We start from the raw sequence: 11,230 nt of genomic DNA, 5'->3' as shown, positions 1-11,230 counted from the left end.
AAATCATCTCGCAAACAGACTAAATTCTATTTATATCCCTAATAACTTTTCTTCAAGTATTCCTTTATTGTCTCAGCGTTTTTGTATTTATATACAAAGTGATTGTCATTTTTCACTCCATCAAAACCTGATAGGTTATTATCTTTTAATAGCCTTTCATTGATTTTTAGTCTACCGTTTAGATAACGATAACCTTTAATCTCATATAATACCCCATCAATTCCAAGGCTTGGGTGGTATTGTTTCCATGATATAAGGACAATGACATTTCTTATTTTTTCTAACTTTGTAAAGAAAACTGTTTCAATTTGAGCTTTTTCTCCCTCGGGTTCATAAGTATCTATGATATCCAGTCGGTTCTTTTCGCTTTTAATAAATAAAACATTTTCATCTTTTCTTTGGAATGAAATGGCTGAACCATTATCTAGATGAAATGGTCCTTGAATAATATCTGATGCAAAAGAAAAAAATGAAATAAAAAATAATAAAAAAACGGATATTGTTTTCATTTCCCCTCCTTTATTGCTTTTGATACTCTGGAATGTCGTTCATCTCTGTCGTTATAGCCATTCTTTCCGCCATTTACTACTAATGTGACATCCAAAACACTGCCTGTTTTTGCAATATCTCTTAATGACTTACCATTCTTATCTTTTTTATTACACCAGAAAAAGAAAGCTGATTCTACCGCATATTCAATTTCTGTAAGTAAATCAGGGTTATTGACAAAATCTCTCATGTCATCAGGATTGTTCGCATTATGTTGAATCGTGAAATCACGATAATTATCTTTTCCAGTTAACTGTATCATTCCCCTTCCTCTATATTTATATCCGTCACCGCTATCCTCATTGCCATTTCCTAATCGTTTAGCATAAACATAGTTTCCAAGATTGACTGGATTTCTTGCATAGTACGTCTCATGAGTCCACAATTTTTCTCGTAATCGCCCGATTACACATTCGTCACGAGAGTCATCATACTTTCCCTCTTTGCATCCGAAAAACTCTCTCATTCTTTTTGCACTATATGAAAGTCCTTCTTCTAACGGTTTAAATTGACTTTCATGGCCAATTTGAGAAAGAAAATGTGCAATTTCAACATCATCATTAATTTTATATCTAATTGCATATTTGTTCATATATGGTAGAACAATATCACATTGATTTTTATTCATTCCAAGATTTGCTGCTAATACCATGTTAATTGTTATTGGTCCATCTGTTGAACTAATATAATCCAAAAACTCCACCGGATGAAAATGCCAAACAGGTTTGCCCGATTTAAACTCGGGAACCTCACTCATCCACGCCATATCATCCCGCCACTTTTTCAGATACGGCATCATCTCGGGGTAACTGTCGTTGTTAAGGAAAGATTGCCAGTGTTTATGTTTGCTGTCGCCAAACCATTCGCTGTCATGTTTGACTATCAGCCGACGTACCAGGTCAGGTACGTTATTTTCTCCGGAATGTAAATTTTCGAAGATACGTTTTTCAAATGCAGCCAGTTCGTACTGTGATAAATTCCCGTCATTGTTCTGGTCTATGACTTTCACCAGCTTTTTATACGTTTCGGATCCCTGTTGGCATTCGAACTCGGTCTCTCCCCGCAGGGATTTTGATACCCAGTCAAAAATGCCTTTGAGAAAATTTTCTTTTAGCAGAGAACCGAAATCGTCCGTCGATGTTTCTTCCAGCGTAATAAAGCCCAGTTCAGACAAATCATGTTGGCTTAACTCATCCACATCTTCGCGTTTCACCCAGTTATCCGGCGCGATCTGAAACCACGTTGTTCCCTGCGCGTCTATCGGGCTGGCTTTATCTCGAGGCAGAATTCTTCCATCATCCGTACCCTTGGTCACCGTATTTGTTGGCGTAAATGTTGTGTCGTCACCTTCACCGGATTTCTGATATAACGGCTTTCCTGCTTTTATCTTCACAAAGGCCCGACCGGTTTTAATCTGTTTGGGATTAGAGAGAAAACCGGGCATATTGGTATCGACGCTGATGACTTCAATGTGCGAATAAAAGTCTATATCCACACCACCAGAACCGGATTTGGCGGGAGCATTATCTTCTGCTAAAAAGCCGACTGCGTCTCCGGCGTTGATCGTCAATTTCTCTTCGGGGATGACCACAGCATCATATTTTCCATGCTCAACAGCTTTAGTCATCCATTCCGGTATACGGTGGTAGCGAGGGGTAACCGGCTCGACAAATCGATTCTCCAGGGAAACCCAGAATTTTTTTTCATTCACACTCCCATCTTTCAGGAGTTGGGCCAACCCGAAAACACCGTTAGTACTTTCGTGCCCTACTTTGAATGTTTCCTGTTTTGAAACCACCAGTAAATCATTTTCTTTGAGTGTGATATTTCCCGCTTTAGGCAATTTTTGCCCGCTGATTTCCCGGCCGTTGTATTCGCTTGTCGATAAGTTATTTATATTGGGTTTGACACGGTAACAATTCGTTAGCGTTGGGTAAGAAGAAACTGGAACGAGGTGCATATACAGCGTGTAAAACGTCAGCCATGTGCTCTGGTCGTCCGGATTCGGTTGATGTTCCGAGCGCACCAGCAGAAACGTGCTGGAATAGCGCAACTGATATTTGTCATACGGCGCGGTGCAGTAGTTTTTATTGATGCGCCATGCCGCCACTTCCCCGCTGGCGATACACTGAAGTGGAACCGCTCTGTCGGCGTTCGTTGAGGTCAGCACTGATTCCGGGGCGCTACGACGGCTGATGTGGATGCCGCCATGCCACTGTCGGTTACTGCTAGCCAGCCACCAGCCGTCCGGTTCATTCCGCAAAACGTTCAGTAACGTATCCAGACTGTCGTAATCCTTTCCATCCGCTTTCCGTATCGGATAACGCGTGTCCATCCTGTTCTCCCTTGCACCGCTAGAGCGATCGGCCTGATCGTAAACGGTTTTTCCCTGAATACAGACGGTAACATACGCTTTATCCGCACATCATGCCAGATGATTGCGGCGTTGGCTGGGGTTCCTGAATAGCTGATGGTAAGTGTGATCCTATCCCTGTCAGTGTAGAAAAACTGAGCGCTGACTTACTACCCAACCGTTTTCACTAACGCCAAAATCTCTGCCCGTTTCTCTGGTGACAGCCCCAAAAACACCAGCATCAATTCTGCCAATTCATCATTTGCGGTATAGAAGAACGCCAGCGGGACATCCAGCGCGCCCGCGAGTTGTTGAGCGGTGTCAATGCTGGCTTCGTGCACGCCCTTTTCATAACGGTTAATGCGGGTGCTTGCCACAAATTCATCGATCCCGGCAGCGATGTCGAGTTTTTTCTGTGACAGGCCTTTCGCGAGCCGGGCTTGCTTAAGTCGTTGACAGAAAACGTCATGGTAGTTTGGTCTTGATTTCATAACTACGATATTCGTAGTCATGATGGGCTTTAGATACTACGATTATCGTAGTTATGGTCGACATTGCTGTTTAGTGTCGAGGCGATCAGGCGGAAAACGGAGTATAGTGAGCGACAAAAAACGCCCTGAAAACAGGGCGTTGTAATAGTCAGTCGCGCAGTACGGAAATCACTCGATATTCTGGATCTGTTCCCGCATCTGCTCAATCAGCACTTTCAGTTCGATGGCGGAGGCGGTGACGTCGGCGTTGATGGATTTGGAACCCAGCGTGTTCGATTCGCGGTTGAATTCCTGCATCATGAAGTCCAGACGGCGGCCGACGGCTTCCTGCTTGTTGAGGATTTTGTAGGTTTCCCGCACGTGGGCTTCCAGCCGGTCGAGTTCTTCGGCCACGTCGATGCGCTGCGCCAGCAGCACCAGTTCCTGCTCCAGCCGGTTGCCGTCGAGCTGCACCTGCGCTTCATCCAACTTGCTTTGCAGTTTTTCCCGCTGCCATTGCAGAATGTTCGGCATGTGGGCGCGAACCTTGGCGACTTCGGCGCTGACGCCTACCAGCCGCTGTTCAATCAGCGCCTTGAGCGCGTTGCCTTCGCTTTCGCGGGCGAGGATGAAGTCGTCCAGCGCGGCTTCCAGCGCCTGCATCAGTTCGGCGCTGATGGCGTCCAGATCCTGCTCCTGCGCCGACATCACCCCCGGCCAGCGCAGGATGTCGAGCGGGTTGACTTCGCCTTCGTCGCTCTGCATTTTCACCCAGTTCGCCGCCACCACCAGCTGTTTGGCCAGTTGCTCGTTGAGGATGAGTTGCCCTTGTGCGCGCGGGTCCAGTTCAAAACGCAGGCCGCACTCGATTTTGCCGCGGGTCAGGCGGTTGCGGATGCGTTCGCGGATTACCGGCTCTAAGCTGCGGAACTGCTCGGGTAAACGGATGTAGGTTTCCAGATAACGCTGGTTTACGGAGCGAAGCTCCCAGGCGGCGCTGCCCCAGTCACCCTTGATTTCTCGCCGGGCGTAAGCGGTCATGCTACGAATCATCGGTGCATACCTGTTAAGAAGTGATGGGGTAATTATAACGGGCGACCGGCTAAAAGCGACAGCGGTAACGGACTGACAAATCACGGCTTCCGGCCAAACCGCGCGATGGCCGAAAGCGTACGGCAGTGGTTACGCCGCTTCCAGCAGCGGCAGGCACTGGCTGGCGAGTTCGCGGCACTTGCTTTTCAGCACCTGTTTAAGCTGCAGGATCTCGCGGGATTGCGGGATGTCGCGGCGGCTGATCAGCATCACCTCAAACGGCAGCGGTTGGCTGATGGGCACGATTTTGAGCTGATCGGCATAACGGCGCGCGGTGAACAGGTCGACGATGCCGGTGCCGCCGCCCGCCAGCACCATATCGGCGATCACCGAGTAGGTCTTGATGTACAGCGAAGCCGCCGGTTTGAGGCGACGATCGCGCAGCGCGCGATGGACGACCTGGCCCAGCGGGTCCTGCTGCTGCATCATCAGCAGGTTGTTGTGGCACAGCCATTCCAGCGACACCGGCCCCTGCTGCGGGCTGTCTTTCGGCAGAATCGCCACCATACGCGACTGGCACAGCGGTTCGGCCAGCAAATCCGGCGGCACCTGTTGGCCGAACACCAGCGCCAGGTCGAGCTGATGCTGCTGAATGTTCTGACACAGGGTGCTGAAGTGCTCGGTGACCAGCTCCATATTCACCAGCGGCGCCTGTTGCTGAAACTCCACCATCGCCGGGGCGACAATCATCTGGCCAAAGGCATGCGCCGCACCGAGCCGCACCGCCTCGCGCTGGCCTTTGCGGATCTGTTCGGTCAGGCGGGAAATACCCTGCAACTGGCTATAGAGCTGTTCGATTTCCGGCATCAGCCGCTGCCCTTCCACCGTTGGCACCAATCCCTGCGAACGGCGTTCAAACAGCGCGAAACCCAGTTGCTGTTCGGCGTGATTCAGCACCCGGCTGACGTTGGGCTGGGAAACGTTGAGTAACCGCGCCGCGCCGCTGATGGTGCCGGCCTGAACGATCGCCTGAAAGACTTCGATGTGGCGTAAACGCATAACCTGAGTCCTGTTGTGTGATGTGTGCCCGACCGGCCCGATGGAGCACGATCCAACACATAAACAAGCAAGATCCACGCCATGTTATTGAAAAACGCGGCCGGATGGCGGCAGGCCGCGTCCGTTGGCTATTCGCCCCAGGTGGCTTCCAGTACCCGCAGCCAGTTGCCGTAACAGATTTTCTCCAACAGGGTGCGTGAGTAGCCGCGATCGGCCAGCGCTTGCACCAAAATGGGGAAACCCGCCACATCCTTCAGGTCGCCCGGGATGGTGGTGCCGTCCAGATCGGAACCGAAGCCGACGCCATTTTCGCCCAGTTTTTCCAGTAGATACTCCACATGGCGCACGATCTCCTGCACCGTGGCGGACGGGTCTTTCTGGCCGTCGGCGCGCAGGAAGGAGGTACCGAAATTGACGCCGACAAAGCCGTCGCGCTCGCGGATCGCCGCCAACTGGCGGTCGGTGAGGTTGCGCGACTGGGCGCACAGCGCATGGGCGTTGGAGTGGCTGGCCACCAGCGGCGCGTCGGAAACTTCCGCCGTCTGCCAGAAGCCTTTTTCATCCATGTGGGAGAGGTCCACCAGAATACGTTTGGCGTTGCAGGCGCGCACCAGTCGCAGCCCGGCGTCGGTCAGGCCATCGCCGGTGTCGGGCGAGGAAGGGAAGCGGAACGGCACCCCCTGACCGAAGATGTTCGGCCGGCTCCATAGCGGCCCCAGGCTGCGCAACCCGGCGGCGTAGAGAATATCCAGCAGGTCCAGGGAGGCGTCCAGCATCTCGGCGCCTTCAATGTGCATTACCGCCGCCACCACGCCGTCCGCCATGCAGCGGCGGATATCGGCCGCACTGCGGCACACCCGCAGTTGCCCGGCGGATGCCGCCTCAAGGCGCAGTAGGGTGGCGAGCATCCAGAAGCTGACGTCGCGCGCCTGCGCCATGGACGGAGTGGTTAATGAAACGTTGCTATCTGGTATGGATGTTGCATCACTCCGGTTCGAGGGAACGTAGGTGGCGAACAGGCCGCCGGCGAATCCGCCCTGCCGGATCCGGGGCAGGTCAATATGACCCTGCGACGGCCCGTTCAGAAAGGCATCGGTTGGATTATCGCGATGAAGTCGCCACAGGCGTGACAGCACGTCGTTGTGGCCATCGAAGACAGGGAGATTATGTACAAGCGGCTTGTCTGACATGGGCGAATCTGACATGGAAGAAAGTACCGATACTGGATTGAAAGAAAAATGATTTTCTGAAATGGAACCTGATCTGCACCATGCTGGTGCGGTTCATTCAGGCGGAGAAATTTTGTTCACCGCACCACCATTTAAGCCAGCGCCTGTGATATCTGTCAAGCCGCAGACAGAAAAAATATATTTTATTTTATTTTAAAATCAGACACTTGGGGGATTAATGGTCACCAGAAGACGTTTTCTTGCCGGTTGCGCTACCGTGCCTTTCCTGTCCTGGCTCAATCTGAACACCGCGTTTGCTGATACGCCGCCGTCGATGCTGGTGATGGCGATGCAGCTCGATAATATGACCAGTCTCGACCCGCAGGAAGGGTTTGAGGCGGTGGGGACCGAAATCATCGGCAACCTGTACCAGCGTCTGGTGATGCCAAATCCGGCCAATCCGCAAGAAGTGATTGGCGATCTGGCCGTCAGCTGGGAGGTTGGCAACGACAGCAAAACCTTCACCTTCCACCTCAATCCGAAAGCCAAATTCGCCGACGGTTCGCCGGTTACCGCCGACGACGCCGCCTTCTCGCTGCAGCGCGCGGTCAAGCTGGACAAGAGCCCGGCGTTCATCATCAACCAGTTCGGCTTTACCAAAGACAACGTGGAACAGCACATCACCGCGCCGGATGAAAAAACGCTGGTGATAAGCCTGGATAAGCCGGCGGCGGAAACCTTCCTGCTGTACTGCCTGTCCGCGCCGGTGGGCAGCATCGTGCAGAAAAAGGCGGCGCTGGCCAACCAGCAGAACAACGATCTGGGCAACCAATGGCTGAAACAGAACAGCGCCGGCTCCGGCCCGTTCTCGCTGGTGAGCTGGAAAGCCAGCGAAAGCATCATCCTGCAGAAAAACGATCACTTCCCGACCGACAACGCCTTTAAGCGCGTCCTGCTCAAACACATCGTCGACCCGTCCGCCCAGTTGCTGATGCTGCAGAAAGGGGACGTGGATATCGCCCGCAACCTGACCACCGAGCAGATTCGCCCGCTGGTGAACGACAGCAACTACCATCTGGTGCGCCAGAGCATCGCCAGCGTGATGCTGCTGTCCTGCAACACCGCCAACGAATTCCTGAAAAAACCGCAGGTGTGGCAGGCCGTCAAATGGGCGCTGGACTACGACAGCATCCAGAAAAACATTCTGCCGCTGACGCACAAGGTGCATCAGAGCTTCCTGCCGGGCGGCTTTCCGGCGGCGCTGGACGACACCCCGTTCCATCTGGATGTCGCCAAAGCCAAAGCGTTGCTGAAAGACGCCGGTTATCCGGACGGCTTTGAGATCACGCTGGATCACTACTCCGCCCAGCCGTACCCGGATATCGCGCAGGCGATCCAGACCCAGCTTGGCGCCATCGGCATCAAGGTGAAGCTGATCGCGGCGGAAAACCGTCAGGTGCTGACCAAGATGCGCGCCCGCCAGCAGCAACTGGCGTTAACGGCGTGGGGCGCGGATTACTTTGACCCGAACTCCAACGCCGAAGCCTTCTGCGTCAACACCGACAACAGCGACGGCGCCCGCAATCGCACGCTGGCCTGGCGTTGCGGCTGGTCGGATGAAAAGTTCAACCAGTTGACCGAACAGGCGCTGCATGAGCAGGATCCGGCCAAACGCATCGCGCTGTACGAAACCCTGCAACGCAACCACCGCGAGCTGAGCCCGTTCACGCTGATGATGCAGGATGAGAAAACGCTGGCCTGCCGTAAGAACCTCAGCGGCGTCACCATGACGGTATTGAGCAAAGTGCCTTACCAGCAGGTGAAGAAAGCCTGATGCAGATACTGATCCGTTTTTGCAGTACGCTCGGCAGCCTGTTGTTGACCCTGCTGGGGTTATCGGTGCTGACCTTCTTCATCGGTCGTATCATGCCGACCGACCCGGTGCTCGCCGCCGTCGGGGACAATGCGCCCCAGGCGGTGGTGGAGCGGGTACGTCAGGAAATGGGGCTGGATCAGCCCCTGTGGATGCAGTACGGCCACTACCTGAACCAACTGCTGCACGGCGATCTGGGTCGCTCGGTACTGACCTCCAATCCGGTGACCACCGATATCGCCCGCTACTTCCCCGCCACTCTGGAACTGGCGACCGCTGCGATCATCGTTGCGGCGTTGGTCGGCATTCCGCTCGGGGTGTGGGCGGCGGTGCGACAAGGGCGCTGGGTGGATCAAACCATCCGCGTCGTCTGTCTGGCCGGGCATTCGCTGCCGGTGTTTGTGCTGGCGCTGCTGAGCCTGCTGATTTTCTACGCGGTGCTGGGCATTGCGCCGGGGCCGGGGCGGCAGGACATCATCTTTCAGGACATGGTGCCGCACGTCACCGGGCTGCTGACGGTGGACTCGCTGCTGGCGGGCGACTATGACGCGTTGCGCGATGCGCTGGCGCACATGGTGCAGCCGGTGCTGATTCTGGCGTATTTCAGTATGGCCTACATCACCCGCATGACCCGTACTTTCATGCTCAATGCGCTCGGCGGCGAGTTCGTGATCACCGCCCGCGCTAAAGGGCTGTCGTCCCGTCGGGTGGTCTGGCGGCATGCTTTCCCCACGGTGGCGGTGCAACTGGTGACGGTGCTGGCGCTGACCTACGCCGGGCTGCTGGAAGGCGCGGTGGTGACGGAAAACGTCTTCTCCTGGCCGGGACTGGGCCAGTACCTCACTACCGCGCTGCTCAATGCCGACATGAACCCGGTGGTGGGCGCCACATTGCTGGTGGGCGCGACCTACGTGCTGCTGAACCTGCTGGCTGACATTCTCTATCGACTTTTGGATCCCCGCGTAACATGAGTTTTCTTGTCTCACGAGCCTGGTTGCTCGACGAAACGCCCAGCACACGCCGTCAGGCGGTGTGGGGGCAGCGTTACCGCCTGTGGCTGGGGTTTCGCACCAATCCGATGGCGATGCTGGGGTTGATCATCATCGCCGCAGTCATGCTGTTGTCGCTGGCCGCGCCCTGGCTGACGCCGTACGACCCCGGTTTTCAGAACTTGTCCAACCGGCTGGCGGCGCCGTCCGCTGCGCATTGGCTGGGTACTGATGAACTGGGGCGCGATGTATTCAGCCGTATTTTATATGGCGGTCGCACCACGCTGGGTATGGTGATCGCGGTGGTGGCGTTGACCGCGCCGATCGGCCTGCTGGTCGGCTGTATCGCCGGTTACGCCGGTGGGTTGCTTGATAAAATCCTGATGCGGCTGACCGATATCTTTCTGGCGTTTCCACGGCTGGTGCTGGCGCTGGCGTTTGTGGCGGCGCTGAAACCGGGGGTGGAAAGCGCCATTCTGGCGATCGCGCTCACCGCCTGGCCGCCGTATGCGCGGCTGGCGCGGGCGGAAACATTGCAGTTTCGCCACACCGATTTTATCGCCGCTTGCCGCCTGACCGGCGCCGCGCCGCTGCGTATTATTCTGCGCCACATCATGCCGCTGTGCGTGCCGAGCCTGATTGTGCGGGTGACGCTGGACATGAGCTCGATCATCATCACCGCCGCCAGCCTTGGCTTCCTCGGCATGGGCGCGCAGCCGCCGTCGCCGGAATGGGGCACGATGATCGCTACCGCGCGCCGTTTCCTGTTCAACGCCTGGTGGGTGCCGCTGGTGCCCTGTATCGCTATTTTCCTCACCTCGCTGGCCTTCAACTTTCTCGGCGACGGCCTGCGCGATCTGCTGGACCCGAAGGAGCGCTAAATGCTGGTGGAAATTGAGAACCTCCGTATCGCGTTCGCCAACCGGACGGAAACTTTTGAGGCGGTGCGCGGCGTCAGCTTCAGCGTCGGCAAGGAGAAGTTCGCCATCGTCGGCGAAAGCGGCTCCGGCAAGTCGTTGACCGCCCGCAGCCTGATGCAGTTGCTGCCGGGCAGTGCCCGCATTCAGGCCGACAAACTGAGTTTTGACGGCATCGACCTGCGCGGCGCCAGCGAGAAAACGTTACGCCAGATTCGCGGCAAGCGGGTCGGCTTTATCCTGCAAGACCCGAAGTACTCGCTGAACCCGGTGATGACCATCGGCCAGCAGGTGGCGGAAGCCTGGCGCGAGCACAAAGGCGGCAGCCGCCGCGCGGCGATGGACGCCGCCATTGACCTGCTGAATCAGGTGCGCATTCGCGATCCGCAGCGGGTGGCGAAGTGTTACCCGCACGAAGTGTCGGGCGGCATGGGGCAACGGGTGATGATCGCCATGATGCTGGCGCCCGACCCGGAACTGCTGATCGCCGATGAACCGACGTCGGCGCTGGACGCCACAGTGCAGGCGGAGATCCTGTGCCTGATCGACGATCTGGTATCGCAGCGCGGCATGGGATTGATCCTGATCAGCCACGATCTGCCGCTGGTGTCGCACTTCTGCGATCGGGTGGCGGTGATGTACGCCGGGCGGATCGTCGAGATGCTGCAGGCCAGCGAACTGTTACAGGCGCAGCACCCTTATACCCAGGGGTTACTGGCCTGCCTGCCGTCGTTGAAACATCCGCGCGATCGACTGCCGGTGTTGCAGCGCGACCCGGCCTGGAGAAACGCATGATGGGTGCAATGCATGATGACGGGT

The 11,230-nt window shown here is 55.4% G+C and carries 10 protein-coding genes; 4 read left to right on the top strand and 6 right to left on the bottom strand.

Annotation, left to right across the window (positions count from 1 at the left end):
* Positions 1 to 38: 38 nt before the first annotated feature.
* The 6 genes from DXX3274_RS21360 to DXX3274_RS21330 all read right to left on the bottom strand — a co-directional run bounded on the left by DXX3274_RS21360 (position 39) and on the right by DXX3274_RS21330 (position 6,668).
* On the bottom strand, positions 39 to 509 hold the full coding sequence (locus DXX3274_RS21360) for a hypothetical protein (protein ID WP_042861568.1): 471 nt from the start codon (positions 507 to 509) through the stop codon (positions 39 to 41).
* Positions 506 to 2,884, bottom strand: coding sequence for a glycoside hydrolase family 19 protein (locus tag DXX3274_RS21350; protein WP_050569916.1), 2,379 nt, complete (start codon positions 2,882 to 2,884; stop codon positions 506 to 508). Before DXX3274_RS21350 ends, DXX3274_RS21360 begins: the two co-directional genes overlap by 4 nt.
* Before the next feature lie 188 nt (positions 2,885 to 3,072).
* Positions 3,073 to 3,393 (bottom strand): helix-turn-helix domain-containing protein, encoded by a 321-nt coding sequence (locus DXX3274_RS21345; RefSeq protein WP_042861567.1) that lies wholly within the window; start codon positions 3,391 to 3,393, stop codon positions 3,073 to 3,075.
* A 168-nt stretch (positions 3,394 to 3,561) separates the two neighbouring features.
* On the bottom strand, positions 3,562 to 4,425 hold the full coding sequence (locus tag DXX3274_RS21340; RefSeq protein WP_042861566.1) for a YicC/YloC family endoribonuclease: 864 nt from the start codon (positions 4,423 to 4,425) through the stop codon (positions 3,562 to 3,564).
* A 129-nt stretch (positions 4,426 to 4,554) separates the two neighbouring features.
* Positions 4,555 to 5,463 (bottom strand): LysR family transcriptional regulator, encoded by a 909-nt coding sequence (locus DXX3274_RS21335; RefSeq protein WP_042861564.1) that lies wholly within the window; start codon positions 5,461 to 5,463, stop codon positions 4,555 to 4,557.
* A gap of 128 nt (positions 5,464 to 5,591) precedes the next feature.
* Complete coding sequence (locus DXX3274_RS21330) at positions 5,592 to 6,668, bottom strand: dipeptidase (protein WP_042861562.1); 1,077 nt, start codon at positions 6,666 to 6,668, stop codon at positions 5,592 to 5,594.
* 202 nt (positions 6,669 to 6,870) lie between these two features.
* Here DXX3274_RS21330 and DXX3274_RS21325 point away from each other — a divergent pair, with 202 nt between their 5' ends.
* Genes DXX3274_RS21325 through DXX3274_RS21310 form a run of 4 tightly spaced genes read left to right on the top strand, consistent with a single transcriptional unit; the run spans position 6,871 to position 11,206 of the window.
* Positions 6,871 to 8,466 (top strand): ABC transporter substrate-binding protein, encoded by a 1,596-nt coding sequence (locus DXX3274_RS21325; RefSeq protein ID WP_042861561.1) that lies wholly within the window; start codon positions 6,871 to 6,873, stop codon positions 8,464 to 8,466.
* Positions 8,466 to 9,476 (top strand): ABC transporter permease, encoded by a 1,011-nt coding sequence (locus DXX3274_RS21320; RefSeq protein ID WP_038920583.1) that lies wholly within the window; start codon positions 8,466 to 8,468, stop codon positions 9,474 to 9,476. The genes DXX3274_RS21325 and DXX3274_RS21320 overlap by 1 nt, the downstream gene beginning before the upstream one ends.
* On the top strand, positions 9,473 to 10,375 hold the full coding sequence (locus DXX3274_RS21315; protein ID WP_038663569.1) for an ABC transporter permease: 903 nt from the start codon (positions 9,473 to 9,475) through the stop codon (positions 10,373 to 10,375). Before DXX3274_RS21320 ends, DXX3274_RS21315 begins: the two co-directional genes overlap by 4 nt.
* Positions 10,376 to 11,206 carry an ABC transporter ATP-binding protein gene (locus DXX3274_RS21310; protein WP_042861559.1) on the top strand — a complete coding sequence of 277 codons (831 nt, stop codon included), beginning with the start codon at positions 10,376 to 10,378 and terminating at the stop codon, positions 11,204 to 11,206.
* The last annotated feature ends 24 nt before the right edge of the window (positions 11,207 to 11,230 follow it).

Source organism: Dickeya sp. NCPPB 3274 (genome assembly GCF_000406205.1).
GTDB classification, from domain to species: domain Bacteria; phylum Pseudomonadota; class Gammaproteobacteria; order Enterobacterales; family Enterobacteriaceae; genus Dickeya; species Dickeya fangzhongdai.
The sequence above is the reverse complement of the archived record's forward strand: the minus strand, read 5'-3'. Positions and strand labels throughout refer to the sequence as shown.